Source organism: Marinobacter xiaoshiensis (assembly GCF_031631795.1).
In the GTDB taxonomy this organism is placed as follows: domain Bacteria; phylum Pseudomonadota; class Gammaproteobacteria; order Pseudomonadales; family Oleiphilaceae; genus Marinobacter; species Marinobacter xiaoshiensis.
Genome location: NZ_JAVMBO010000013.1, coordinates 58,254 through 84,143, shown reverse-complemented (window position 1 = coordinate 84,143; position 25,890 = coordinate 58,254). Strand labels below are relative to the sequence as shown.

Genomic DNA, 25,890 nt, shown 5'->3' with positions numbered 1-25,890 from the left:
ACCGAAATCTGGCCGTCGATCATGAGCAGTGATTGGCTCATTGGAATTGATCTTGGTGGCACCAAGACTGAAGTAATCCTCATGAGCCAACAGGTTGGCGGATTCCGGCTCGATTACAGTGAGCATTTCAGAAAGCGTGTGCCCACCCCCCAGGGGGATTATCACGCCACGCTTCAGACCATACATTCATTGGTGTTGGAGGCTGAATCACAGGCAGGGGCCAGCGGTTTGCCCGTGGGCATTGGTATTCCCGGTAGTGTTTCTGCCATCACCGGTAGAATCAAGAACGGCAACTCCACCTGGCTTAACGGGCAGCCTATGCAGGATGACTTGCGTGCCCTGCTGCAAAGGCCTGTAACTCTCTCCAACGATGCGAACTGTCTGGCGTTGTCTGAGGCCACAGATGGTGCGGGTAAAGGCTATGGCGTAGTGTTTGCTGCCATACTCGGCACAGGCTGCGGTTCAGGCATAAGTGTAAATGGTCGGGTTCTTAGCGGTCCAAACGGCGTTGCAGGTGAATGGGGGCACAACCCGTTACCCTGGACTGCGCAGCATGAGCTTAAGCTGCGCCCATGCTTCTGTGGCCTCAATGGATGCAATGAAACATTCCTCTCGGGCACCGGGCTATCAATGACCCACAAGCTCACCACTTACAAGGCTCTGCCAGCCAAGGAAATTGCTGAAAATGCCCGCCAGGGTGACAGAGCTGCAGCTGAATCCCTGAACCAGTACATGGAGCATCTGGCCCGTGGTTTTGGAGCAGTTATTAACCTGCTGGACCCAGACATTATCGTACTGGGTGGTGGCATGAGTAACGTCGAACAGATCTACCAGGAACTGCCCCGGCGATTGCCAGAGCACGTGTTTGGTGGGGAGTGCGGAACACCGATAGTTCGAGCTGCCCATGGAGATTCCAGTGGGGTTAGGGGGGCAGCTTGGTTGTCAAAGGCCTGAAGTATTGCCGCCCAGAGATGATTCCATCCTAGAAATTCAACTCCAGCCCCGCATACCATGTGCGTCCTGAGGCAGGTTCATAATAGCGATCGTTGCTGGCGTTTATACGAACATTGGCGAAATGGTTCCTGTCAGTCAGGTTGCGAACCCCCGCGAAACCTTTAAGGAGAAGGTTCCGTCCTACGTAAAACGTATCTCCGCCACGCAGGTTGACCAACCAATAGTCGTCTACTTTCACGCTGTTCGCATCATCCGCAAACAAGCTTCCGACATAGCGGGTTTCCAGCGTAGCAAAGGTGCCACCTAAACCCTGCCACTGTAGCCGGTTGGACCAGAGTTGTTCGGGCAAACCAGGCAGCCGGTTACCATCGTAATTATTGCCACCCGAGCTGTACTCATCAAATGTGTAGTCGGCCAGGGTGAGGGCAGTTTCAAACCGCCAGCTTTGGTTAAGCAGCCAGCCCGCCGTGGCTTCGATGCCTTTTCTCGTTGTGTCTCCGGCATTGCGGTAGAAGGTTCTGTCATCAGGCCCGGGTAGCTGGTAGGGAATTAGCTCATCGCGAACATCCACCCAAAACAGTGTGAGGTCGTAATCCATTCCGTAATCAAAGGCACCACGAAGTCCCAGTTCATGGTTGAGGGATTTTTGTGGTTGAGTATCAGGGTTTAGCCCGCCTACGCCGGATGGATTGGCAAATTCCGAGAAGGTTGGGGTCTCAAAGGCGGTACTGATATTGGTGAAAAATTGGTGGTTAGGAAGGTAGCGATAGCTCAACCCTGCAGAACCGCTCCATTCCCTGAATGTACGATCCCCACTTTGGTCTCCATCCGCAAGAAATTCATCGGAAACGTCCATCTGGATTCGGTCGAATCGACCGCCAATGGATAAAATCAGCTGGTCCGTTAAGTTCAAGTCGCCCTGAGCAAAGGTGCTTAAGGATGTGGCAGTTTGAAGCTCATCAGCGGTTAGCCCCTGCAAATTACCAGTGAAGCTCATTTGAGTTCGACTGCGGTCGTCCCGTTGTTCCCGGGCTTCCACTCCAGCTACATATTGAAACGGCAATCCTGCAACCGAGAATGACTGGCGATAGTCTGTGCTCGCCCCAAAGTAGTCTCTGTTGTAGTCAATACGACTGGGGCCAGGAAAAGGAAGCTGCTGTTCGAAGTTGCGCCGCAGGTAGTAAACCTTCCCACGCAGTTCCCCTGCGCCGGCTGAAAGATCCTGGTATTGCAGGCCAATTACCTGCTGGTCTACGGCTTGCCCGGTGTCATATTCCTCGGTGAAACGCCCGGCTTGGGTTCTGTCTTCAGCGACCTGTTCTGCGGTGAGGGCTCCCGGATCTTGTGAGCGTGGGTTATCAAGCAAGTTGATGATGGTCGTGATGGAACGCTCGCTGTCCATTTGCCAACGTAGCTTTGAATTGAACAGGTATTTTTCAACTTCTGCCTGATCGCGGTAGCCTTCGTAGTTCAACGCCGAGAGGTTCACATTGTGTGACCAGTTGCCATTGCTGCCGCTGTTGCTGAGGGAAAGCTTGCCGAAGCGGTTGCTTCCACCCGTAGCTCGAACCGAGGTCTGATCCGGGTTACTTTGCCTGTCCGCCGTGGTCACACTGATAACACCACCTGCAGCATTTCCGTACAAAACCGAAGCAGGGCCGCGGATGACTTCTATGCGCTCAGCGCTGTCCAGGTCGATAGCGTCTAACTGTGCCTGCCCGTCAGGCAAGGTGTAGGGAATTCCATCTACTACAATCATTACACCCCGAACGCCAAAAGGCGCCCGGGAACCAAAGCCCCGTATTGCTACCCGTTCTCCCTGAGCATAGTTTTCCTGATTCTGCAGATAAACCCCTGGCACCTGGCTCAAAGTTTCATCAAGTTTTAACATGGGTTGGCCGTTTTTAATGGATTCAGACCTTATAACCGACATGGACACGGGCGTTTCGTAAAGCTCACGCTCTATAACCGGTGCCGTAACCGTGATGACTGCACCGTTTTGAGCATTAGCCGTGAAGGGTATTGCAGCAAAACCAATCAAGCAGGCGAAAGCAGTTTTGTTGTTTTTCATGGTGCTGGTCTCATGGAATTCCTGATTCGTAAAAAAATTATTATCTAATCGCGCTGAGTCACAGTCTTTCAGTGACTGCCCTTCGGTCTCAATGAGCCTTTGTGCTTGTAATCCTCTGAAATAGAGCAACCAAAGAAGTACTGCCAAAGTAGGTCTTAGTCCCAAAGTTCTGTTTGCCTTGCCTTCTAAATAAGCACTAAATCAGCCCCCTTGGCTGATTTCTCATATATCTCCGATCCCGCAGCATGAGGTTTCACCTGCTAACCAATCGTGCAGGAAATTCAAATGGACTGGGGGATTTATGAACAATAACAACTTGAAAAAGTCAGTCATGGTTTTGGCAGTTACGTCTGCTCTGGGCACAAGCATGGGAGCCAGCGCTTCCGTCGATCTGTATAACGAAGATGGTACGTCCTTTTCTGTAGACGGCTACTTCAACGCGTTTTACGTAACCCGTGAGGATGAAGTTCCAGACACACGGGATACCCGAATCAAAATGGGCTTCCTGCCAAATACTATTGGTTTTAACTTCAGCAAAGACGTGGGCGACCTGGTGTTGGGGGGGCGATCGTCATTCTGGACAACTATAAACGATAGTCTTGATTCCCCAACCGATACGGCAATCGATGTTCGCCAGTTTTTCGCGACCGTGGATGGCGCATTTGGCCAGGTGCTGATTGGTAAAGATTTCGGCCTTTTCGCTCGCTCGAATATCTTTCTTGATGAAATCCTGATGGGCTTTGGCTCTCCGGGCGCCGCAGGTGGCGTGTCCTTTGGCAATATTCGTGCAGGTTACCCATACCCAACGCCTTCCGCCCAGATAACGTATCGTTCGCCAGACTTTAGTGGATTGCAGATTGCCGTAGGTGCTCTGGACCCAGCTGACACGGTAACTGGAGCAGGTGATGAGAACTCCGCGCCCCGGATGGAATCAGAGATTACCTATAAGGTTGATCTCGATGGTTTAATACTAACCGGGTGGCTCAATGGCCGCTATCAGTCCTCAACCAACGGAACCACCACCATTGATAGTTCCGGCGTGGGATATGGCATTAAAGGCTCTGTCGCCGGATTTACATTTTCTGCATCGGGTTTCGATTCGAAAGGTAATAGCCCGGTACTGGTGGTGAATGAAGCATTAACGGAAGAAAGCGCCGACGGCTATTTAGTTCAGGCGTCCTATGCGTTCGGCCCGAATAAGATCGTGTTGTCTCATGGAAAAACTGACGCAGAAATTCTGGATTTGAAAACTGAAAGCAACACGTTTGGTTTCTTCCACGATGTGAACAGTAATTTCAAGTTAGTGGCTGAGTACAACATGTACGAGGATAAAAGCCGGACCTCCGGCGTGATCAGCACTGACGCAGACACAATTGCTATTGGCGCTATTGTTAATTTCTGATTTGTTGCCAATTCGGCTGATTAATCGGGTGGCACAACAGCGCGTGCGCCGCCCGAGTATCAAGACTGCTAATACGAAAGTACTGGCTTTTTCCCGCGCCCGCCTACGGATTGTTTGGTTTTTAGTGAAATTCATTATTAAACAAGAGGTTGCTGTGACATTCTCAAGCAGATCAAAAGCACTGAAGTCGCATTGGCGCATTAACTGGATGCCGTAAAATCAAGGTATTGCTATTTCTAGTGGAACCAACCTCTATGACGCCAGTATCAACCCCGCCTGCGGTGCAAGTTGCAAGCTCTGGTATTCGAGACCCGGGCTCAGCTGCCGAGGATCTGGCCAACCAACTGCTGCACAAACACTTGGGACACGTGCTGTTCTTCTGCTCTGCGGAGTACGACCTTGCTCAGCTGGGCCTGGCTCTTGAGCGAGAGTTTGCAGGCGTTGAGCTTTCAGGATGTACGTCAGCAGGTGAGATCACCCCTCAGGGATATGACCGGGGCTGCATCACAGCCATCGGCTTTGATCGCCGATATTTTGCGATTGAGAGTGCACTGATCGGTGAAATGGATCGATTTACCTTGAGGGATGCCCAGAGTGTCGTTGATGACCTGCTTTCTGGCTGCCGGGACGCGAAGCTTGCCCCGATAAAGGGAAACACCTTTGCGCTAACGCTTCTGGATGGGCTCTCAAGCCGTGAGGAGTTGGTGCTGGCAGCCTTGAACTCGGTGCTTGGCAGCATTCCTCAATTTGGCGGTTCCGCGGGTGATGATGAACACCTGGCAGACACCTATGTATTTCACCAGGGGCGCTTTCATGCCGGAGCAGCAACCGTATTGTTGATTAATACGCCTTTGGATTTCCGGGTGTTTACTACCCATCATTTGATTGAAGGTAGAGAAAAGCTTGTTGTAACCCATGCCTGTGCAGATACCCGCACCGTACACGAGCTCAACGCCGAGCCCGCAGCAGAGGCCTACGCCCGAGCAGTTGGGACTTCAGTTGAGGCACTGAGCCGGGAGGTTTTTGCACTGCAGCCTTTGGGCGTAAAGATTGGCAGCAATTACTTTGTTCGATCAATCCAGCGGGTTAACCCAGATAAAAGCCTGACTTTCTACTGCGCGGTGGAAACGGGAATTGTGATGACAGCTATGGGGCAAGGCTCGCTGCTCGGAGCCGTGCGGGATCAGCTAGAAGATTCCGAGCGTGTTGTCGGTAAACCCTTGGTAACTATAGGGTGTGATTGTTTTTTGCGCAGATTGGAAGCAGAGCTGACTGGTGAGTCAGAGGCAGTTTCAGGCTTTTTACGCCGCCATAACGTGGTTGGATTTAACACCTACGGCGAGCAGTACAACGGAATGCACATCAACCAGACATTTACGGGGGTGGTCATTGGTCAACCCGATCGCTAGTGCCAACGAACACTTGTTTGTAGCTTCAAGCAAGGAAGCCTGTCTGGCGACAGAGGCCCTGCAGCAAAAAGTTGCACATTTAGAGGCCGACAATGAACGTTTGCGAAAAATCAGGGACGCCCTGATCGTTCGGGTTGAATCGGGATCTGTATACAAGCCTGAGCCATACGCGGCGTTTGAGCACTCTGTTGTGCTGGCGGAACAGGTGCGTGAACGCACCGAAGCCCTGACCCATGCCCGCGAGGAGGCGGAGACTACTCGCCAACGCCTAAGTGATGCTATCGAGAGTATTGCTGATGGCTTTGTGCTTTTTGATCATGACCACCGTTTGATCCAAAGCAATAGCCGTTTTCGCAGCTATTGGCGTCAGGCCGGTGTGGCCATGCCTTCGCCGGGCACTCATATCAATGATGTTCGCGCGCTTGCCATGAACTCCGGAATGATCCTCGAGGAACACAGCGAACCAGGCTCTGAGGGTGAGGTGTTTTTGCTCAGCAATGAGCGCTGGGTGCAAATGACTGAGAGCCCCACCCGTGAGGGCGGTCTGGTTGTGCTTTACTCGGATATTACCGACGTAAAAAACAGCGAAATGGCGCGCCGCTTGAGTGCGCTGGAGGAAAGCGAGCGCTGGATTCGCGTTGTGACCGACCATGTGCCGGCGCTGATCGCCTATGTAGGGGCAGACAAGAGCATTCAGTTTTGTAATCAGGTTTATGCCGCTTGGTACGGACGCGGTGGCGAATCGCCTTTGGGCAAATGCTTGAGCGATATCCATCATCCGCAGTTGTATGAGCGGCTGAAACCGTACATAGAAAGTGTGATGTCTGGAAACAGCGTCACTTTTGAATTTGAAGAGTTCGGCGAGCAAGGCCAGGAACGCTATATGCTTCGCTCATACGTGCCTAATTTTGGCGAGCAGGGTGAGATTGCCGGTTTTTTTGTTCTCATCAGGGATATCAGCGATCGGCGCAAAGCTGCGGAGGCCCTTGAGCGAGCCTATGACGAACTGGAAGCCAGAGTAACAGAACGCACCCTGGCGCTGACAGACGCAAACACCCAATTGCGGCAAGAGATCGCAGAGCGCAATGCAGCAGAAGCGCGTTTGCGGGATGCGAAACTGGAGGCTGAACGTGCCAACCTTTCCAAGACAAAATTCCTGGCTGCCGTGAGCCACGATCTTTTGCAACCGCTGAATGCTGCAAGGTTATTCACCAGCGCTTTGCAGGCACATTCCTTTGGCCCAAGAGCCGAAGATCTGGTTCATTCGGTTAGTGCATCTCTGGATGATGTCGAGGGCCTGCTAGGCACCTTGGTCGACATATCCAAGCTGGATGCGGGGGTTATCAAGCCAGATGTCACTGCATTTGATCTGCGGGATCTTCTCATTAATATCGCGCGGGAATTCAGGCAATTGGCGAATGCAGAGGGGCTGCAGTTCGATTTTTTGGGAAGCTCCGCGATAGTAGATTCGGACTCCCAGTTACTGGCACGGATTCTTCGCAATTTCCTTACTAATGCAATCCGCTACACGAGCGAAGGCCGTGTGTTGCTCGGCTGTCGCAGGGAAGCCGGTTCCGTGGTGTTGCAGGTTTGGGATACAGGCCCGGGCATTCCTCAGAATAAGCTGGTTGAGATCTTCCAGGAATTTAAACGTGTGCATCCAACGAATTCCCAGACGGATAAAGGGCTTGGGTTGGGCTTGGCGATAGTCGATAAGATTTCTCGAATACTGAACCATGAGGTCAGTGTGTCTTCGGAGGAAGGTAAGGGCTCCGTGTTCAGTGTTCGTGTACCTCTAGCCACACACAAGCCCAATCCAGCGCTCGTGAAGCGGGATGGCATAACCCATATTGGTCAGGAGTTGGATGGATGCAGGTTATGGGTTGTCGATAATGATTCTGCCATTTGCCACGGCATGAAGGTGGTGCTGGAAACCTGGGGCTGCGAGGTGATTACGGCAGTATCGATGGCAGATCTGAAGCGCCAACTGGACCCATCAGAAGAGCCAGTGGATGTAATACTGGCAGACTATCATTTGGATAACGATGAGAATGGTGTTGATACAGTAGCCGCTATCAACGGGAGCCGGCGCACGCCGGTGCCGGTTGTGATGATCACCGCTAACTACACCAATGAGCTGAAACAGCATATCCGCGAGTTAGGTTATGTGTTGATGAATAAGCCCGTCAAGCCACTAAAGCTTCGCAGTGCTTTGAATCACATACTCCGAAACGGCTGAGTTGTGAGGACAGCCACTAGCGTTTCAGATAGTGGCTGAAATCGACATCGCCTGCCGAAAGAATGGCTTGCACTCGGTTGTGTACGCCGAGCTTTCTCAGTATTGCAGACACATGGGCTTTAACAGTGGTTTCGGCGATATTGAGGTTGTAGGCAATTTGCTTGTTGGATTCGCCTTTCGCCATACGCTCCAGTACAAGAAGTTGGCGCCGGGTGAGGGAGTTCAGCATTTCTGCAGAGACCGGATTGTCGTCATTGCGGGTGCGCCGGTTGCTGTTGTTTTCTTTGCCAGTACGAATGATATCTGATGGTAAATACACATTACCGTTGAGAATCTGCTGAATCGCTTTGGTCATCTCCTGCCGGGGCGACGACTTGGTAATAAAGCCGACCGCGCCGTAGGTGATCGCCTGCAAAACCACTTGCTTATCTTCCTCTGCTGAGACAATAACCACGGGAATGGTTGGAGCTTCGTTTCGCAAAGTCATTAAACCGTTCAGCCCGTTCATGCCTGGCATGTTCAAATCCAGAAGAATCAGGTCGAGATCATCGTTCTCGCGAGTTACTGAAAGGGCGCTGTCCAGATCATCGGTTTGCAGAACCTCGCTACCTTCAACGCCAGACACAATAACGCTGCTTATAGCCTCGCGAAAAAGAGGGTGGTCGTCAGCGATAAGGATTTTATAAGTCGGCTCCATTAACGTGCCTGCCCGTTGGTCGTCAGTGGCGGAAGTGGTTTCCGGATTATGATAACTGGTTTCGTCTGCAAATACGGTGCTGGCTTGGTTAAGCATGGCTAGGCCTCTGATTTTTGTTGTAGTTGTGCCATTACACGCCACTGTCGCCAGGAGTTGAATGCGACTATTGCATCAAAAATTAGAGACTAAAGTACTATTTTTGACTTTTGTCAGGGCTGAATCTTCAAAATTCCGGCGGTACAGGGGTAATTACCTGTACTGGAAGATCAGAATTCTCCCAGGAATCTATACCGTCTTTATACCAGTACAGGTTGGTGAATCCAGCCTGGTGTAGGCGACGGGTTGCGTTCCAGGAGAGCCAGCAGTCGGATTTGCACATCACCACAACAGGGTGGTCCTGGTTGTTGGTTGTAAGTTTTAGTGCATTTTTTACAAGATAGTCCTGCCAGAGCTGGCTTAGCTCGCCGCGCCCGGTATTGGGCAGCCAGAAAGCGCCAGGTACTGATGTATGAGGTCTTGTCTCAACGAATAGCGAGGCTCTGTATTCAGAGTTGATTACGTCAATCACCACGGGGCGAGGGCTTGTTTGCAGTAGTTCCTGAAGCTCTCTCGTAGTGACTGTTTCGGCGCCTGGAACAGTGTCAGGCGTGGGGCTTCGGTAACGGTCGATCCGATAGCCATCCGAAGAAAAAAGAGAGGTGGATGCCAGCACAGGGAGGGCAAAAACAAGCATGAGTAAACACAGAGCTTTCATCTTGGTGTTCCAGTAGCTTCATGAAGTGTAAGAACCAAACTACGTGAGCCTCAAAAGTGGGTAAATATTCGAAAAGTCGTAAATGAACAGTACTAAGTAGACAGTACTAAAGAACCATTTAGCCAGAATGGGAGCGGGGTAGGATAAAAGCATCTTTTCTTTAGTCGGGCCTTAACCAGGCCGGGCGTTCTGAGGTAATGCGCCATGAAGGTCGTACTTGCAGATGGTCAACGGTTGGTAAGGGACGCAACAGCCTGCCTGCTCAGGAGTACCATGCCAGGTATTATCGTTATGACTGCGGATAGTGGCGCGCAAGCAGTCAATGAGTACGCTGGTCATGCTCCGGATGTTCTTATTACGGAGACATTGCTTCCCGACTATTCCGGGCTGGAGCTCTGCAGGCGCATCCGCCAGAGATGGCGCAGAGCCAACGTTCTGTTTTTATCCTCCATGGACGACGCAGGCCTTGTTAAGCAAGCGCTTGGGCTCGGGGCCCAAGGCTACATATCGAAAAACTGCAGCTCTACGGAACTGACAAAAGCCATTGAAAAAGCTGCGGGTGGGGAAGTGTACCTTGAACATGATTTGGCCACCCAGATGGCCATGGTGCAGTCGGGACGTAACTGTCTTAAAAACACTGTTGGTAATAGATTAACTGAGATGACACAACGCGAACTGGAGGTACTGATTCTTACTGCGCGCGGGGTGCCCAATAAAACCATTGCCGAGCGCTTGAATATCAGTGTGAAGACCGTTGCCAACCACCTGTCTGTACTCAAAAACAAGCTGGAAATTTCATCCTCGCTTGGCCTGTTACACTTTGCCGTGGATTCCGGGCTGGTCCAGTTTGGAACTGCGGGCAGCGAAAGCCCTGCCTGCTTTAACTGATTCCTGCAGGGCATCCTTTCCCTTGCGCATGAAGCTCAATCAAATTTACCAATCTACCGGGCAGCCTGTGCACTCGTCCATAAAGGTGCCTACAAACGTAGCGTAGTGGATGCGGGTGTTTCGTAGATCGGCGCCTGCAAGGTTGGCACTTCCAAATTTTGCTTCCTGTAGGTTGGCTCCAAACAGGTTGGCATCAGCTAGGTCGACTTTTGGTAACCAGGCTATCTCAAGGCTTGCGAAGGTCAGGTCGGTTTCTATAAGCGTAGCACCAGAGAACCTTGCAAAATCGAAGTTCGCTCCAGCCATGTTGGAGCCAGTAAAATCCGCGCCCTGAGCGAACAGGTACTGCCCGGTAGCGCCCTGAAGTTCCGCCTCGCGAATGCTTGCTCCGCGCACATCGGCTCTATACAAGTTGACGCGATAGGCGGTTACCTTGTCCAACTTGGCCCCTTTGAGATTGGCGCCCCTCAAACTGGTGTGATTCAGAATAGCTCCGGTCAGATCGGCGCCGCTGAAGTCCACAGACTTCAAGTCCAGGTTTGACATGTCTGCACCCTTAAGGTCAGCACCAGAGCACACAGAGTGTTGCTCCAGTATGCAGCCATTAAACTCCGGTGGGCGCACATCCGCCAGATAGTCCTCTGCTAAAGCAGGCGTGATGAAGGCGAGTAAAGCCAGCTTTATTATTGTCTTCATGGTGTACTCCGGAACAAATCAGGAGCCGCCGTGTATTGGCGGCTCCCTTTGTTGATGGACAAAGCTAATGGATCACTTGGCCGCTGTTGCCCAAGAGGGGATTTTGAACACCCAGAAAGACCCACCTTGTGAAATAGGCTTGGTCAGTTCAGCCATATCGCCACCCCAGAGAGGCACTGCTCCGCCATAGCCTGAGGTAACACCTACGTACTGTTCGCCGTCCATTTCCCAGGTAATGGGTGGGGAGATGATTCCCGAGCCGGTCTGGAACCTCCAAAGCTCTTCGCCAGTATCTGCGTCAAATGCCTTGAAGTAGCCATCGCCTGTACCGGTGAATACCAGGCCGCCCTTGGTGGCCAGCACGCCGGCCCATAGAGGCATGGGCTCTTTATGCTCCCATTTAACCTCGCCACTTAGTGGGTCCATCGCCCGCAGTATGCCAACGTGGTCGTCGTACATGCGCTTGATACGGAAGCCCTGGCCAAGGTAAGCCGCACCTTTTTTGTAGGTGACTTCTTCGGTCCAGTAGTCTTCTTTCCAGTGGTTGGCTGGGATGTAGAACAACCCGGTGTCCTGACTGTAAGCCATGGGGTTCCAGTTTTTACCACCAAGGAAAGGTGGTGAGACTTCTATGGATTCGCCCCGGGTTTTTCCCTCGGGAACCGGTGGTGGACGCTGGCCTTTGCCTTCCACGGGGCGGCCATCGGCACCAATACTGGTGGCCCAGGTGATGTTATCCACGAATGGGAAGGCATTCTGGAACTCACCATTGGTGCGATCAACCAGATAGAAATAGCCATTTCTGTCTGCGTGTGCGGTCGCTTTTACATTTTTGCCGTCTTTGGTGTATTCAAAAAGCACCAGTTCATTGTTGCCGGAGAAATCCCAGGCATCGTTTGGCGTGTGCTGATAGAACCATTTCACCTCACCGGTGGTGGGGTCCACCGCCACCTGTCCAGAGGTATACAAGTTGTCGTAGTCTGCCGGGTCACCACCGGGAGCTGTGCGCTTCCAGGTATTCCAGGGGGCAGGGTTGCCTGCGCCAACAATGATGGTGTTGGTTTCGACATCAAAGCTCGCGCTTTGCCAGGGCGCTCCGCCACCTTGGCTCCAGGCTTCCACTTTCCCAGTCTCGGTATTAGGGTCATCTGGCCAACTGGGAGCCCGTGGGTCGCCAGAGGGTGTGCTCTTCTCGCCATTCAAACGACCATAGTGTCCTTCAACAAATGGGCGCATCCAGATCTCTTTACCTGTCTCGGGATCCCGGGCGTAGAGTTTGCCGACAACGCCGAACTCATCACCCGATGAGCCGTGAATAAGCATAACCTTTCCGGTTTTCTGATCCTTGATCAGTGTTGGGGCGCCGGTCATGGTGTAGCCCGCTTCGTGATCACCAAACTTCACGCGCCAAGCGACTTTTCCGGTTTTTTTGTTGAGAGCAACAATGCCCGCATCGAGGGTGCCAAAGAAAACCTTGTCGCCGAAAATCGCTGCGCCCCGATTTACCACATCACAACAGGGGCGAATGCCTTCCGGCAAACGATGGCTATATTCCCAAAGCCGCTTACCACTTTTTGCATCCAGGGCGTACAGGCGTGAGTAGGAACCGGTTACGTAGATAATTCCGTCGTGAACCAGTGCTTGGGACTCCTGGCCTCGCTGCTTCTCATCTCCAAACGAGAACGACCATGCCGGAACCATTCGTTCAACGTTGTCTTTGTTGATCATGGTCATTGGGCTGTAGCGTTGGGCTTTTGGACCAATCCCGTACCCGAGAACGTCCTGAGTGGTTTCTGCATCGTTAACGATGTCATTCCATGTAACGCCCGCAGCATGTGCCTGAGTCGCCAATCCAGCCGCGCCTATCGATAGCGCCAGGCTGATACCGCGCATCAGGGGGCGTTTGGTAAACAGTGTTTTCATGACTTTCCCCTTAATTGTTGTTGTGACAAACGCATTCATTGGTTGCGTTGACGCCATGAGTATTGGCATGGAGTGCTCAATCAGGCGACGGAGAAAACCATGAGGTGATCGGGATTCGGGATAGTGCAGTCCGGGAAATGTTCCTGGCAGATGTGCAACAGGCTGATTGTTCGGTTTTTCCGTTTCCCGGGGCAGGTGGCTCGTGCTTTGGCCTCTGGTCGATAGGTCTACTACCAAAGATCTAAGGCGCAGCAGCCAAAGTGGAGTACACCGGCAAGTAAGGCATTTCATAGACTTGGAGACAGCCCGATACGCCGCATGGCTACTTGGGAAAACAATGGCAGACAAAACAAAAAGAGGTATGAGGCTATGTCGTACTCCAAGTTGATTCAAAAGATCCTTTGCGCTGGAGCCTTGGTATGGGCTGCAGCCGCCACCGGGCACGGTAACGTGACGCCACAGCCAGTTGATACGGGTGACCTGCCGGATCTGGGTCGTGAAGCTCTGAACGAAAACCCGTTTCGCGACGGAAATGAGCTAAGCAAATTGAATGCAGAAGCCGTTGAAGTTGGTATGAGTGCTTACGCCGGAAATTGCGCCGGCTGCCACGGCATTGAGGCCCAATCCGGTGGTTTAACCCCGGATTTGCGTGAGCTCACAGAATGGGACGATGAGTACTTTATCGGGCGGGTAATGAACGGAACCGACCGGGGTATGCCTTCCTTTAAAAACAATCTCGGGCAAACGGCCATTTGGTCCATACGGACCTATGTGGAATCGGTATCCGGGCAGTAACAGCTTTCGCATAAGTACTCGATATCCTGACTAGGAGGTGAGGTATGAGGCGATATTGGCTATGTGCTTTTACTCTGTTTGCGAGCGCTTCCTGGGCCGATCTACCGTCTGACCCGTTGGGTTCGCCTTTATGGGTCTACAACATTGAGCGATACCTCGGGCAAGACATAACGTTAGTAGTGGACGAACGAGTAGGTTTGTCGGTTCCTGACTTCGCTGAGGACAGTACTCAGGTTCCATTGGCCGTTAACTTGCGTGAATTCCCACACAAGGTGATGAAGGTGGTGACATGGGTGGATATGAATCCTGTTCCCCACCTATTCACGGCTAATAGTACTGACGGGCAGCTCAAGCTGGTGTCCCTTAACTTTCGGGTGCAGCAGGCCAGCAGTGTTCGAGCAGCTGTGCTGGATGAACAGGGTGTTTGGCACATTGACAGCGGCTATGTGGATGCAGCTGGCGGCGGCTGTACGGCACCCCGGGAAGTATTAAGCAATTCAGACTGGGAGAGTGAGTTCGGCACCCTGAAAACCGGCTTGTTCTCTGATTGCGGGAATACGCGCATCAAGGCCAGTTTGTTGCATCCCATGGACTCCGGAATGGTCGGGAATGTACCGGCCTTTTTTGTAGGCGATGTTGAAGTTCGGAATGAGGCCTCGGATAACCTGCTGCTGACAATGACCTTGGCCGAGTCTGCCGCTGAAAACCCGATGTTTGTTTTTGAATTCGAAGGCGGCATTCCTCACCTGTCTATCCACATGAAGGATAACAACGGCTACCAATTTGAAGGTGCCATTGGGGAGGCATCGCCATGAGCCGCCTCCGATCCCATCATAGAAATATCGCCTGGCTGGTTGCCGCTATGTTTGGGCTCTTGGCCTATTCATCGGGCGCCGGTGCGAGTACCAAGTCCTATAACCTGGAAGCGACTCTGATTGCGGACGGCGTTTGGGTAGTTGTCGGAAGTACAGACAACTTCTCGAAAGCCAATGGCGGCAACATTCTAAATACCGGCTTTATTGAAACAAGTGAGGGCGTTGTTGTTATCGATACGGGGCCTTCCCGCAGGTATGGGGAAGAGTTCCGTGCATTGATTGAGAGTCACACCAGTGAGCCAATCGTGAAAGTGCTGATCACCCATCATCACCCGGATCACGCCTTTGGCAGCCAGGCCTTTGAGCCGAACACACTTTACATGCTTGATGAATCGGCCAGCCTGCTTGAGCAGGACGGTGAAGCTTTTTCAGACAACATGTATCGCATGATCGGCGACTGGATGCGTGGCACCGAGGTAACTGTGCCTATGAACAGAGTGCAACCAGGCTTGCTCAGTCTGGGGAATCGGCAGCTACGTTTGATTGCGATGCAGGGGCATACCGGAGCAGATCTGGTTGTGCTGGATGAAACCTCCGGGGTGCTGTTTGCTTCAGATATGGTGTTTTTTAACAGGGCATTAACCACACCTCAAACACCGGGACTAGCCGTTTGGCGTTCGGAAATACGCGAGCTTGCGCAGCTGCCGTTCTCCCTTGTGGTGCCAGGTCACGGGGCGGTGATTCGAGATGACCGGGCGTTTCTCCAAATGATTGATTATTTGACCTGGCTGGATGATGTTCTGGCTGGATCTGCTGCGCGGGGTTTAAGCGCTTCAGAGGTGATTGATACCGCGATTCCTGAGCGCTTTTCAGAGGTGGAAGGAGCGAGATACGAGCTGGTTCGTACCGTAAGCCACCTGTATGCAGATTACGAAAAGCGTGCTCTGAACAGGCATTAGTACTAAGGGAGTAGTTATTCGCCCCGAACGACTCATTTTGTTAGCCCTTCTGGGAACTTAGATTAGATACGTAAGCGCAAAAACAGCGCTGTTCAGCAAAAACACAACAAGAGGTTCAAACCATGATCTACGCACAACCAGGACAAGAAGGCTCCGTTGTTTCTTTTAAATCACGCTACGGAAATTATATTGGCGGTGAGTGGGTTGCCCCGGTTAAAGGGCAGTATTTTGAGAACACTACGCCGGTTACTGGCGATGTGATTTGCGAAGTTCCGCGCTCAACTGCCGAAGATATTGATCTGGCGCTTGATGCAGCCCATAAGGCTGCACCGGCTTGGGGTAAAACCTCTGCAGCAGAGCGCTCTAATATTCTTTTGAAAATTGCAGATCGCATTGAAGCCAATCTCGAAAAACTGGCAGTTGCAGAAACCTGGGATAACGGCAAAGCCGTTCGCGAAACCCTGAATGCAGATATTCCGCTGGCGGCTGACCACTTCCGTTATTTTGCCGGCTGCATCCGGGCTCAAGAAGGACACATGGGCGAAATCGACCAGAATACCGTGGCCTATCATTTTCATGAGCCTCTGGGTGTTGTGGGCCAGATCATTCCCTGGAACTTCCCGATTTTGATGGCAGCCTGGAAGTTAGGGCCTTGTCTTGCGGCAGGCAACTGCACCGTGCTCAAGCCAGCAGAGCAAACGCCAGCGAGCATCCTGGTGCTGATGGAAATTATCGGCGATCTGTTGCCACCGGGTGTGCTGAACATCGTTAATGGCTACGGTATTGAGGCCGGGCAGGCTCTGGCTACCAGCACGCGCATTGCCAAGATAGCCTTTACCGGATCAACTCCGGTTGGCTCCCACATTCTGAAGTGTGCTGCCGAGAACATCATTCCCTCAACGGTTGAGCTTGGCGGTAAGTCTCCCAACATCTACTTCTCGGATGTAATGAATGCGGAGCCTGAGTTTGTCGACAAGTGTGTTGAAGGTCTGGTTCTGGCTTTCTTCAACCAGGGTGAAATCTGCACCTGTCCATCGCGTGCTTTGGTTCAGGAAGATATGTATGAAGAGTTCATGCAAAAAGTTGTGGAGCGCACCAAGGCGATCAAGCGCGGCAATCCATTGGACACCGACGTTCAGGTAGGTGCGCAAGCCAGTAAGGAGCAGTTCGACAAAATCATGTCTTATCTTGAGATAGGTAGGCAGGAAGGCGCTGTTGTTCTCACAGGCGGTGATCGTGAAAACATGGAAGGCGAGTTCAATAACGGATTCTATATTCAGCCCACTCTTTTCAAGGGTGATAACAGCATGCGGGTGTTCCAGGAAGAAATCTTTGGCCCGGTTGTGGGTGTTACAACCTTCAAAACCGAAGAAGAAGCCCTGGCGATTGCCAACGATACAGAGTTTGGCCTGGGTGCCGGCGTTTGGACACGGGATACTAACCGGGCCTACCGCATGGGCCGCAGGATTCAAGCCGGTCGGGTGTGGATGAACTGCTACCACGCTTACCCTGCCCATGCTGCTTTTGGTGGCTACAAGAAATCCGGTATTGGCCGTGAAACCCACAAGTTGGCTCTGGATCACTACCAGCAAACCAAGTGCATGCTGACCAGCTACGACGCTAACCCGTTGGGCTTTTTTTAACATGTAAGTGAATGAGTCGTCCCTTGCTGCTGCGAGGGGCGGCAGTAGTTGCTCCAATGTTTTCGCTGAAGATACTCACTGTTGTGTCCTGCTCTTTTGGCCCTTTATAGGGCCCTTTTTTTGCGCCATTTCCCAAAGTAGTCCACCGTTTCCGGAAACCTGATTTCAGACATACCTTTCATACAACTTATGGCCTTACCAAAACAGTTCGAAAGTACCATATAGGCGCTCTGAATCTCTCTTTAGGATTGGTCTCAGGGTGTTGGCAATACTGCTGATCCACCCTTAATGCACAAACAATCATGACAAAAGAGGTGAGCATTATGTGGACCAAACCTGCCTATGAAGATCTGCGTATCGGTTTCGAAGTGACCATGTACTTCGCCAACCGCTGAGGTATAAAACGGCCAGAGCATTACCTCTGGCCGTTTTACGTACGGAGCGTCTGCTTATGTATATTCACGTTCTTGGATCAGCCGCTGGTGGGGGATTCCCGCAGTGGAATTGCAACTGCGCTAACTGCCACGGGTTCCGCAAAGGCACCCTTAATGCCACTGCAAGAACCCAGTCATCCATTGCAGTCAGCGAAGACGGTGAACGATGGATTCTGTTCAATGCATCACCTGATATTCGTGCGCAATTGGGCTCTTGGGATGCCTCACAGCCGGCTCGAACACTCCGGGATACCGGCATCAACGCCATTGTGCTGATTGATAGCCAGGTTGATCACACTACGGGGCTGTTGACCTTGAGAGAAGGTCTTCCGTTAGACGTATGGTGCACGGCTCAGGTTAGAGGGGATTTGAGCACCGGGTTCCCGTTGTTCCCGATGCTGGAACACTGGAACGGTGGAATGAACTGGCGTGAAGTGCCCGCTAACGAATCTTCTGTGTTTACCATCCCCTGTGCGCCTTCATTAAACCTGACCGCCATTCCTTTGTTAAGCAACGCACCACCCTATTCCCCGCGCCGGGGTAACCCTCATCCCGGTGACAATCTCGGTATTTTTATTGAGGACACTCGCACCGGTCAGCGCATGTTGTACGCGCCGGGTTTGGGGCGTATGGATTCCCGCATTCTGTCGTGGATGCGAAAAGCTGATTTGCTGATGGTTGACGGAACTGTGTGGCATGACGATGAAATGATTCGCCAGGCAGTGGGCACTAAAACAGGTCAGGATATGGGGCACCTGGCACAGAGTGGCCCCGGTGGCATGATAGAGGTCCTGGATACCATGCCAGCCAAACGCAAGATTCTGATCCACATAAATAATACCAATCCTATCCTCGATGAAGATTCCACAGAGCGTGCAGAGCTAACAAGTCACGGCATCGAAGTGGCGTGGGATGGTATGGAGATTGAGTGGAAGGGTGCGCCATGAACAGATCAGATTTCGAACTGTCGCTGCGGGATAAAGGCCAGTTTTATCATATTCACCACCCCTATCATAAGGCCATGTATAGCGGGCAGTGCACACCTGAACAGATTCGGGGTTGGGTCGCCAACCGATACTACTACCAGATAATGATTCCGCGAAAAGATGCGGCCATTATGGCCAACTGCCCGGATGCCGGCGTTCGCCAGCAATGGATGCAGCGGATTCTCGATCACGATGGCCACGACGGAGATTGTGGTGGTATTGAAGCCTGGTTGTGCCTGGCGGAGGCCGTAGGACTGAGCCGGAAAGAGGTGATTGACCAGCGGCACGTGTTACCGGGAGTCAGGTTTTCAGTAGATGCCTATCTTAACTTTGCCAGGCGGGCGACTTGGCAGGAGGCGGCGTGCTCCTCCCTGACCGAACTGTTTGCGCCGGAAATCCACCAGTCCCGGCTTGATAGCTGGCCGCAGCACTACCCCTGGATAGATGAGGGTGGCTACAGCTACTTCCGCAAGCGCCTGTCTGAGGCGCGGCGTGATGTTGAACACGGGCTGTGCATTACCCTGGACCACTTCACATCGCCAGACCAGCAGGCAAGGGCACTGGATATTCTTCAGTTCAAACTGGATATCCTCTGGAGCATGCTCGACGCTCTCACCATGGCCTATAGCCATAACACGCCACCATTTCATACCGTAACTGATAAGCAAATCTGGCACAGGGGGCTGTAATGGATATTTCCACAAATAACGTACTTCGCCTTCGGCGCGGATTCAGGTTCCAGTGGGAGCCTGCGCAACAGTGCCACGTACTTCTTTATCCTGAAGGCATGGTAAAACTGAACGAAAGCGCCGGTGCCATCCTTGGAGAGGTAGACGGTAAGCGCAGCGTGACAGATATCGTTGCGGCACTGGAACAAACGTTCCCGGAAGCTGGTGCGCTGGCAAACGATGTCTGCCAGTTTCTGGAGCATGCCTGTAATCAGCATTGGTTGGAGGTCTCATGATGCCGTCGAATCCTGCTCAGGCGAGCAACTCTAATTTGAATGTTGGCCCGCCCCTGTGGTTGCTGGCTGAACTGACGTATCGCTGCCCCCTGCAATGCCCATACTGCTCGAACCCACTTGATTTCGCACAGACAGAAAAGGAACTTACCACTGAGGAATGGGTTCAGGTATTGCGGCAGGGGCGTGAAATGGGCGCAGCGCAGTTGGGCTTTTCTGGTGGTGAACCTTTGGTGCGCACAGATCTGGAAGAGTTGATTGGAGAGGCTCGATCGTTGGGCTATTACACCAACCTCATCACCTCTGGCCTTGGCCTCACAGAAGCTAAAGTGAACGCGTTTGCCCAGGCAGGTCTGGATCATATACAGGTGAGCTTTCAGGCATCAGACCCGGAACTGAACAACGCCATAGCGGGCTCACGCAAAGCCTTTGACCAGAAGTTGAAAATGGCGACTGCGATCAAGCAGGCGGGATACCCCATGGTGCTGAACTTTGTCATTCATCGCCACAACATTCATCAAATGAAAGACATCATGGCGCTGTGCCAGAGCCTGGATGCAGATTTTGTAGAGTTGGCGACATGTCAGTATTACGGTTGGGCGCTTGAAAACCGTGAAGGGCTAATGCCGTCCAAAGCCCAGCTGGTAAAAGCCGAGCATGAAGTAAACGATTACCGTGCAGAGCTTGAAGCATCGGGTTCTGCCATGAAGTTGATTTTCGTAACGCCGGATTACTACGAGGAACGCCCGAAGGCCTGCATGAATGGCTGGGGAAGCCTTTTTCTGACAGTGGCCCCGGATGGCACGGCGTTACCCTGCCACAGTGCGCGGCTATTACCGATTGATTTTCCGAACGTAAAGGACACAGCCCTGAAATCCGTCTGGTATGACAGCCCCGGTTTCAATCACTACCGTGGTGATGCATGGATGCCGGAGCCTTGCCGATCCTGCGATGAAAAGGAAAAAGATTTTGGCGGATGTCGCTGTCAGGCCTACCTGCTAACGGGTAACGCAGATAACGCCGACCCGGTTTGCAGTAAGTCTTCTTACCATGACCGTATTCTGGCAGCGCGCAAAGCCGCCGACCATTCAACGGTTGGTATAGCGGATTTGGTTTACCGCAACTCAGACAACTCCAGACTGTTTTTCAAGAGCTGACAAAAAGTGGCTAACAATGTGCTCCCTCCAGCCGCCAGTGAGGTATGCAGAAGCCTCACGCACCGCACCAATCTGGTGGCTTGTGAAATCGGGATCTTCTGGCTGCAGAATGAGGCTCACACAGGCATTAACCGGTTATGGCATATGAGCCATCAGAGCAATGCCACGGCTCAACTTTATAATGGAGACCTCGGCATCCGCAGCCGGGTGAACGGCTATGGTGGAGGTGCCATTGCGGCGTCATCTGCAGGCGTTTTTGTGGTGAGTGAAGACCAGACCCTCCATTTTATCCGTACCAGCGACGGACAGTGTTACACACTGACCGATGATAGGGCGGCTTATGGAGGGCTTACCGTTGATCGGAAAGGAAACCGGGTTCTTGCTGTCCGGGAATGGAAAGATATTGACTCTGGGGTGAGCACCAGCCAACAAGCGCTGGTTGCAGTAACACTAACCGGTGAGCTTGAGATTCTGCACTGTGGCGAAGATTTTTACAGTGCGCCAGCGCTCTCGGATGATGGCCGCAACATTGCCTGGGTCAGTTGGCAGTTACCTGATATGCCTTGGGTAAGAACCAGACTGTGGACTGCGGATATCGGAAGCGACGGGCGCCTGAACAATTGCCAGGTCCACTATGCCCCCCATGAGGCTTCTATCCAGCAGCCTGTTTTTATGGGGCAGTCCCTTTGGGTGATATCTGACCACGAGGGCTGGTGGCAACCCTGGCAGGTTGATTACTCTCAGGGTGGGGGAGGTTGGTCATCCGCGGGCGAAACACCGCAACTGGATCATGCAAACGCGCCATGGCAGTTGGGTGAGTCTCACCACTGCGTACTGCCGGGCGCACACTGGGCTCGTGTGTGCTATCGAAATGGTACAGGCGAGCTCTGGCTCTCAGGTAGTAACCATGGGTGTATCAGGGTAGCGGAGGCCTACAGCGATTTCCGCTCATTGTGCACCGCACAAGGTTATTTGTATGCCATTGCAAAATCTGCCTCGCATCTTGATGCAGTACTGAGAATAGATCCGGTTACCGGGTGTGTTTCGGTTCTGGCCGGAGGCGAGAAGGCGCTTCCTGGCTATGAGATTTCCCTGCCACGCAATTTCGGGGTTTCAGGTCTTGATGGGAACGCTCAGTGTCGTCAGGGTTTCTATTACTCTCCAGTAAGTGATACAGCCAAAGCGCCGCCTCTTATTCTGATAGCCCATGGGGGCCCAACATCGGCGGCTTACCCGGTTTTTAACCCGCAGATTCAGTTTTGGTGCCATCGCGGCTTTGCAGTTGCGGAAGTGAATTATCGGGGTAGCACGGGGTTCGGTCGACATTTCAGGCTTTCGTTGGCGGGTTGCTGGGGAGAAGCCGATGTCGATGATATGTCCCGCGCGGCTGACAGTCTCGTTGCCGCTGGCATGGCCGACAAAGACAAAGTGTTTATCCAGGGGCGCAGTTCAGGAGGCTATACGGCGCTCATGGCCCTTTCAGAAAGCGACCATTACGCCGCAGGGGCTAGCCTTTATGGCGTTACCGACCCGCTACAGCTTCGGCAAGCGACCCATCGATTCGAGTCGGGCTACCTGGATTGGTTATTGGGCGATCCTGACCGGCATGGGCAGCGCTGGAAAGACCGAACGCCAAGATTACGGGCGACAGCAATAAACACACCGGTTATCTTTTTTCAGGGAGGCTTGGACAAAGTGGTTGTCCCCGAGCAGACCAGAGACATGGTTGAAGCCATGAGACGAAATGGGCAGCCACCAGAGTTGCACTGGTTTGAGACAGAAGACCACGGATTTATTCAGGAAAAGAGCCAGGTAAGAATGCTTGAGGCTCTGCATACGTTTTACCTCAAGCATAGCCAGGATCCGGTGAACCCTTGGTAAACTTGAGTTAGACTCTCGTTCACTTCAATAAGAAAAAACATAATGTTGAGCGAACCCTATGAGTCACGACATATCTGTTCTGAGAAAATTCGTTTCGCCTGAAATTGTGTTCGGCGCAGGGGCACGCAAGTCTGTTGCGAACTTTGCGAGCAATCTTGGGGCAAAACACGTATTTCTTGTTTCAGATCCCGGTGTTGCTGGTGCAGGCTGGGTGGGTGAAATCGTCACTTTACTAACCGATGCCGGCTTGCGAACAACGGTGTTTACCGGAGTGTCTGCCAACCCTCGAGTAGACGAGGTGATGGCCGGTGCCGAGCTTTATAAATCTTCAGACTGTGATGTCATCGTTGCCATCGGCGGCGGCAGTCCTATGGATTGCGCCAAGGGAATCGGGATTATTGCCAGCAACGGTGGGCATATTCTCGATTTTGAGGGCGTAGACACCATTTCTAACCCGCCTCCGCCGCTAATCCTTATTCCGACGACTGCCGGCACATCTGCTGATGTATCTCAGTTTGCCATCATTTCTGACCCTGACCGCCGCTTCAAATTTTCGATAATCAGCAAAGCCGTGGTGCCGGACGTGTCATTGATTGACCCGGAAGTCACTGAGACCATGAACGGCTACCTGACAGCCTGTACAGGTGTGGATGCACTGGTTCATGCGATTGAAGCATTTGTCTCAACGGGTAGCGGCCCTCTTACAGACTCCCATGCACTGGAAGCTATCCGGTTGATTAACCGCAACCTTGAGCCCTTGGTTGAGAACACAGCAGATCCGTTCCTCCGGGAGCAGATTATGCTGGCATCCATGCAGGCAGGGTTAGCTTTTTCCAACGCGATACTCGGCGCCGTTCATGCGATGTCTCACAGCCTGGGCGGCTTTCTCGATTTGCCCCACGGCCTTTGCAATGCGTTGCTGCTTGAACACGTGGTGGCCTACAACTATCGATCTGCGGAAGACAGATTCAAACGTGTCGCCGAGGCCATGGATATTGATACCCGAGGAATGGGCAAACCGGAAATCCAGAAACAGCTGATGAATCGCATTATCCAGCTCAAACGCAAAGTTGGCCTGCATGAAAGCCTGGCTGATTTCGGTGTCAGCGTATCTGACATACCACAGCTTTCCGGATTTGCTCTACAGGACCCTTGCATACTAACCAACCCCCGCAAGTCATCGTTGAGAGATGTTCAGGTTGTTTATGAAGAAGCCCTCTGACGAGCAACCGCAAGCTGGCGGATACGGTATTGGGGAGTTGCTGGGGTTTGGCAGCCAATCCGTCAGAAAGAACTATTACCCCGCGCTTCAGGATCGCATTGAAGAACTTGAACAGGAGCGAAACCGGTATAAGTGGTTATTTGAAAACGCCTTGCACGGTGTGTTTCAAGGCAACTTGCGGGCAGGCTTCCTGGCCTGTAATCCGGCGATGGCAAAGATTTGTGGTTACGAAAACCCGGAGGATCTGCAGCAGCGAGTAATACGCCTCAGGGAACAGCTTTTCTGCAGCGCCAGTGAGTTCGACACCCTCCGGCAGGAGTTGCTCGACCACGGCAGCCTGAGTGCGCGGGAAACCCGGTTACGGCGAGCAGATTCAACCCCGGTGCATGTGGCAATTACCTTACTTCGGCGGCCTGACTTGGGGCCGGAAGTGGTTGAAGCCTTTGTTGCCGATATCAGTGAGCGAGTACAGTCCCGCGAAAAACTGGTGCAGTTGAATGCAGACCTTGAGCGCAGAGTGGATGAGCGCACAGCAGCCCTGCAACAGGCCAACGCGGGCTTGCACTATCAAATTGAAGAGCGAGAGAAAGCAGAGCGCGGATTGGTGGTTGCGGTAAAGGCTGCCCAGGATGCGAACCGCAGCAAAGACAAGTATCTGGCTGCAGCAAGCCATGATTTACTGCAACCGCTGAATGCTGCCCGCCTTATGATCTCAGCGCTACAGGAAAGCCAGTTGCCATCTGAAGAAAGCCGAATGGTCCAGCAGGTACACCGGGCCCTCGAAGGCGCAGAGGATTTGCTGGCAGACCTGCTGGATATATCGAAGCTTGATCAGCAAGCCATGGTGCCAGATTGGGTTGTGACCGATGTTGCGGCTCTGGTTGAAGGATTAGGGGAGGAATTCGAAGCGATTGCATCCAATGCCGGGTTAGATTTTCGCATTCGTAAAATACCAGCCATGGTTAAAACTGATCAGAGAATGCTGACCAGAGTATTAAGAAATCTGCTCAGCAACGCCTTTCGATATACTCCGAAAGGTCGGATTTTGCTTGCGCTGAGATCAAGGCCTAACGCCCTTCGGATTGAGGTGTGGGATACCGGAGTGGGCATTGAAGAAAGTAAGCTGGAAGAAATTTTTACTGAATTTCATCAGCTTTTGCCACAGGGCACCGGTGGCCGACAGGGAGCAGGGCTTGGGCTGGCCATAGTGGATCGAATGGTTCGAGTACTCGAATGCAAAATGGATGTTGTTTCCCGCCCAGGGCGAGGTTCTCGATTTGCGTTGACGCTTCCGATGGAAAAGATGTACGAGCCGCAATTGTCGAAACCGAGTATCAATACCGCGCAAATTTTTGCCAAAGGGTTTGCGGGAGCAAAAATTCTGGTAATCGATAACGACCTTTCGGTGCTGGAAAGCATGAAGCTTCTGCTGGAGCGCTGGGGTTGTTCCGTTATCACTGCACCTGGCGGTGAGGCCGCAATTGCTTATCTTGAGCAGACAGATGAACACCCCGTCGCTATTCTGGCTGATTATCATCTGGACTATGACCAGGTAGGTTCAGAGGCAATCCATGCCATCCGCAAGATGCTAGGGCAAGACATTCCTGCAGCTTTGATAACAGCCGATCACAGCGTTGAAACACGCCAGCAAATGCGATCCCAAAACCTGCCTATTCTGAATAAGCCTGTGAAGCCTAATCGATTACGAGCATTGCTCACGAGCTTAATAGCATCGGTTTGAGTCTTATTAGGCAGGTGGCAGTCTGCCCCCCTTGGATTGATTTCCGGAAACCCGAACGCTTGTCTGGTTGACACTGTCACCCGGTCTTTGTGCGGTTGGTTGGCAACATAGGCCATTCATCGTGATTTCGCGGAGGTCCGATGGTTGAGGGCGTCAATTAAAGCTACATTAATAACGGGGCTGGAGCGCTCCACCACTAAAGGTTTTAGGGATCCCGTTAGAGCTTATCAGTTTGTTGGTTTGGCGCTTTAGGGAAAGTCAGC

The 25,890-nt window shown here is 52.4% G+C and carries 22 protein-coding genes; 17 read left to right on the top strand and 5 right to left on the bottom strand.

Features of this window, described 5'->3' with window-relative positions; all coding sequences use genetic code 11:
• The first annotated feature begins 21 nt into the window (after positions 1 to 21).
• Positions 22 to 954, top strand: coding sequence for an ROK family protein (locus RKA07_RS09770; protein WP_310966221.1), 933 nt, complete (start codon positions 22 to 24; stop codon positions 952 to 954).
• Between the two features lie 28 nt (positions 955 to 982).
• Here the strand turns inward: RKA07_RS09770 and RKA07_RS09765 are convergent, their stop codons facing one another.
• Positions 983 to 3,025, bottom strand: coding sequence for a TonB-dependent receptor family protein (locus RKA07_RS09765; RefSeq protein ID WP_310966220.1), 2,043 nt, complete (start codon positions 3,023 to 3,025; stop codon positions 983 to 985).
• A 301-nt stretch (positions 3,026 to 3,326) separates the two neighbouring features.
• On the opposite strand from RKA07_RS09765, the gene RKA07_RS09760 reads away from it, so the two are divergent.
• The 3 genes from RKA07_RS09760 (at position 3,327) to RKA07_RS09750 (ending at position 8,075) form a co-directional block, all read left to right on the top strand.
• Positions 3,327 to 4,427: a porin gene (locus RKA07_RS09760; protein WP_310966219.1), complete on the top strand. Its 1,101-nt coding sequence runs from the start codon at positions 3,327 to 3,329 to the stop codon at positions 4,425 to 4,427.
• A 254-nt stretch (positions 4,428 to 4,681) separates the two neighbouring features.
• Positions 4,682 to 5,836 (top strand): nitric oxide-sensing protein NosP, encoded by a 1,155-nt coding sequence (nosP, locus tag RKA07_RS09755; RefSeq protein WP_310966218.1) that lies wholly within the window; start codon positions 4,682 to 4,684, stop codon positions 5,834 to 5,836.
• Between the two features lie 43 nt (positions 5,837 to 5,879).
• Positions 5,880 to 8,075, top strand: a complete 2,196-nt coding sequence (locus RKA07_RS09750) for a PAS domain-containing hybrid sensor histidine kinase/response regulator (RefSeq protein ID WP_310966235.1) — start codon at positions 5,880 to 5,882, stop codon at positions 8,073 to 8,075.
• A 16-nt stretch (positions 8,076 to 8,091) separates the two neighbouring features.
• On the opposite strand, the gene RKA07_RS09745 is transcribed toward RKA07_RS09750, so the two are convergent.
• Both RKA07_RS09745 and RKA07_RS09740 read right to left on the bottom strand, forming a co-directional pair.
• Positions 8,092 to 8,772, bottom strand: a complete 681-nt coding sequence (locus tag RKA07_RS09745; protein WP_310966234.1) for a response regulator — start codon at positions 8,770 to 8,772, stop codon at positions 8,092 to 8,094.
• A 223-nt stretch (positions 8,773 to 8,995) separates the two neighbouring features.
• The gene (locus tag RKA07_RS09740) at positions 8,996 to 9,526 is read right to left on the bottom strand and encodes a rhodanese-like domain-containing protein (protein WP_310966217.1); all 531 of its coding nucleotides are present in this window, start codon (positions 9,524 to 9,526) and stop codon (positions 8,996 to 8,998) included.
• 204 nt (positions 9,527 to 9,730) lie between these two features.
• On the opposite strand from RKA07_RS09740, the gene RKA07_RS09735 reads away from it, so the two are divergent.
• Positions 9,731 to 10,414, top strand: a complete 684-nt coding sequence (locus RKA07_RS09735) for a response regulator (RefSeq protein ID WP_310966216.1) — start codon at positions 9,731 to 9,733, stop codon at positions 10,412 to 10,414.
• Between the two features lie 45 nt (positions 10,415 to 10,459).
• On the opposite strand, the gene RKA07_RS09730 is transcribed toward RKA07_RS09735, so the two are convergent.
• Entirely contained in the window at positions 10,460 to 11,110 is a 651-nt protein-coding gene (locus RKA07_RS09730) for a pentapeptide repeat-containing protein (RefSeq protein WP_200364340.1), read from the bottom strand.
• A 72-nt stretch (positions 11,111 to 11,182) separates the two neighbouring features.
• Positions 11,183 to 13,033: a methanol/ethanol family PQQ-dependent dehydrogenase gene (locus RKA07_RS09725; RefSeq protein WP_310966215.1), complete on the bottom strand. Its 1,851-nt coding sequence runs from the start codon at positions 13,031 to 13,033 to the stop codon at positions 11,183 to 11,185.
• Between the two features lie 369 nt (positions 13,034 to 13,402).
• Here RKA07_RS09725 and pedF point away from each other — a divergent pair, with 369 nt between their 5' ends.
• From pedF to RKA07_RS09665, 12 genes are all read left to right on the top strand, one after another.
• Positions 13,403 to 13,828, top strand: coding sequence for a cytochrome c-550 PedF (gene pedF / locus RKA07_RS09720; RefSeq protein ID WP_310966214.1), 426 nt, complete (start codon positions 13,403 to 13,405; stop codon positions 13,826 to 13,828).
• 44 nt (positions 13,829 to 13,872) lie between these two features.
• Positions 13,873 to 14,643, top strand: coding sequence for a quinoprotein dehydrogenase-associated SoxYZ-like carrier (locus RKA07_RS09715; protein WP_310966213.1), 771 nt, complete (start codon positions 13,873 to 13,875; stop codon positions 14,641 to 14,643).
• Positions 14,644 to 14,669: 26 nt separating this feature from the next.
• Complete coding sequence (locus RKA07_RS09710) at positions 14,670 to 15,602, top strand: quinoprotein relay system zinc metallohydrolase 1 (RefSeq protein WP_435404617.1); 933 nt, start codon at positions 14,670 to 14,672, stop codon at positions 15,600 to 15,602.
• A gap of 122 nt (positions 15,603 to 15,724) precedes the next feature.
• Complete coding sequence (gene exaC, locus RKA07_RS09705; protein ID WP_310966211.1) at positions 15,725 to 17,245, top strand: acetaldehyde dehydrogenase ExaC; 1,521 nt, start codon at positions 15,725 to 15,727, stop codon at positions 17,243 to 17,245.
• Between the two features lie 323 nt (positions 17,246 to 17,568).
• Entirely contained in the window at positions 17,569 to 17,640 is a 72-nt protein-coding gene (gene pqqA / locus RKA07_RS09700; protein ID WP_007153157.1) for a pyrroloquinoline quinone precursor peptide PqqA, read from the top strand.
• 56 nt (positions 17,641 to 17,696) lie between these two features.
• Positions 17,697 to 18,626 carry a pyrroloquinoline quinone biosynthesis protein PqqB gene (gene pqqB, locus RKA07_RS09695; protein ID WP_310966210.1) on the top strand — a complete coding sequence of 310 codons (930 nt, stop codon included), beginning with the start codon at positions 17,697 to 17,699 and terminating at the stop codon, positions 18,624 to 18,626.
• Positions 18,623 to 19,354 (top strand): pyrroloquinoline-quinone synthase PqqC, encoded by a 732-nt coding sequence (gene pqqC / locus RKA07_RS09690; RefSeq protein WP_435404616.1) that lies wholly within the window; start codon positions 18,623 to 18,625, stop codon positions 19,352 to 19,354. The genes pqqB and pqqC overlap by 4 nt, the downstream gene beginning before the upstream one ends.
• A complete protein-coding gene (pqqD, locus tag RKA07_RS09685) occupies positions 19,354 to 19,629 on the top strand; it encodes a pyrroloquinoline quinone biosynthesis peptide chaperone PqqD (RefSeq protein WP_310966208.1) in 276 nt (91 codons plus the stop codon). Before pqqC ends, pqqD begins: the two co-directional genes overlap by 1 nt.
• A complete protein-coding gene (gene pqqE, locus RKA07_RS09680; protein ID WP_310966233.1) occupies positions 19,629 to 20,783 on the top strand; it encodes a pyrroloquinoline quinone biosynthesis protein PqqE in 1,155 nt (384 codons plus the stop codon). The genes pqqD and pqqE overlap by 1 nt, the downstream gene beginning before the upstream one ends.
• Positions 20,784 to 20,789: 6 nt before the next feature.
• Positions 20,790 to 22,664: an alpha/beta hydrolase family protein gene (locus RKA07_RS09675; protein ID WP_310966207.1), complete on the top strand. Its 1,875-nt coding sequence runs from the start codon at positions 20,790 to 20,792 to the stop codon at positions 22,662 to 22,664.
• 58 nt (positions 22,665 to 22,722) lie between these two features.
• Positions 22,723 to 23,886 (top strand): alcohol dehydrogenase-like regulatory protein ErcA, encoded by a 1,164-nt coding sequence (gene ercA, locus RKA07_RS09670; protein ID WP_310966206.1) that lies wholly within the window; start codon positions 22,723 to 22,725, stop codon positions 23,884 to 23,886.
• Complete coding sequence (locus tag RKA07_RS09665; protein WP_310966205.1) at positions 23,870 to 25,627, top strand: PAS domain-containing hybrid sensor histidine kinase/response regulator; 1,758 nt, start codon at positions 23,870 to 23,872, stop codon at positions 25,625 to 25,627. Before ercA ends, RKA07_RS09665 begins: the two co-directional genes overlap by 17 nt.
• Positions 25,628 to 25,890: the final 263 nt, after the last annotated feature.

Bases quoted from the DNA above. Each gene is read 5' to 3' on its own strand.
- RKA07_RS09770 (WP_310966221.1), top strand. From the start codon at position 22: ATGAGCAGTGATTGGCTCATTGGAATTGATCTTGGTGGCACCAAGACT.
- RKA07_RS09765 (WP_310966220.1), bottom strand. From the start codon at position 3,025: ATGAAAAACAACAAAACTGCTTTCGCCTGCTTGATTGGTTTTGCTGCA.
- RKA07_RS09760 (WP_310966219.1), top strand. From the start codon at position 3,327: ATGAACAATAACAACTTGAAAAAGTCAGTCATGGTTTTGGCAGTTACG.
- nosP (WP_310966218.1), top strand. From the start codon at position 4,682: ATGACGCCAGTATCAACCCCGCCTGCGGTGCAAGTTGCAAGCTCTGGT.
- RKA07_RS09745 (WP_310966234.1), bottom strand. From the start codon at position 8,772: ATGGAGCCGACTTATAAAATCCTTATCGCTGACGACCACCCTCTTTTT.
- RKA07_RS09740 (WP_310966217.1), bottom strand. From the start codon at position 9,526: ATGAAAGCTCTGTGTTTACTCATGCTTGTTTTTGCCCTCCCTGTGCTG.
- RKA07_RS09735 (WP_310966216.1), top strand. From the start codon at position 9,731: ATGAAGGTCGTACTTGCAGATGGTCAACGGTTGGTAAGGGACGCAACA.
- RKA07_RS09730 (WP_200364340.1), bottom strand. From the start codon at position 11,110: ATGAAGACAATAATAAAGCTGGCTTTACTCGCCTTCATCACGCCTGCT.
- RKA07_RS09725 (WP_310966215.1), bottom strand. From the start codon at position 13,033: ATGAAAACACTGTTTACCAAACGCCCCCTGATGCGCGGTATCAGCCTG.
- pedF (WP_310966214.1), top strand. From the start codon at position 13,403: ATGTCGTACTCCAAGTTGATTCAAAAGATCCTTTGCGCTGGAGCCTTG.
- RKA07_RS09715 (WP_310966213.1), top strand. From the start codon at position 13,873: ATGAGGCGATATTGGCTATGTGCTTTTACTCTGTTTGCGAGCGCTTCC.
- exaC (WP_310966211.1), top strand. From the start codon at position 15,725: ATGATCTACGCACAACCAGGACAAGAAGGCTCCGTTGTTTCTTTTAAA.
- pqqB (WP_310966210.1), top strand. From the start codon at position 17,697: ATGTATATTCACGTTCTTGGATCAGCCGCTGGTGGGGGATTCCCGCAG.
- pqqC (WP_435404616.1), top strand. From the start codon at position 18,623: ATGAACAGATCAGATTTCGAACTGTCGCTGCGGGATAAAGGCCAGTTT.
- pqqD (WP_310966208.1), top strand. From the start codon at position 19,354: ATGGATATTTCCACAAATAACGTACTTCGCCTTCGGCGCGGATTCAGG.
- pqqE (WP_310966233.1), top strand. From the start codon at position 19,629: ATGCCGTCGAATCCTGCTCAGGCGAGCAACTCTAATTTGAATGTTGGC.
- ercA (WP_310966206.1), top strand. From the start codon at position 22,723: ATGAGTCACGACATATCTGTTCTGAGAAAATTCGTTTCGCCTGAAATT.
- RKA07_RS09665 (WP_310966205.1), top strand. From the start codon at position 23,870: ATGAAGAAGCCCTCTGACGAGCAACCGCAAGCTGGCGGATACGGTATT.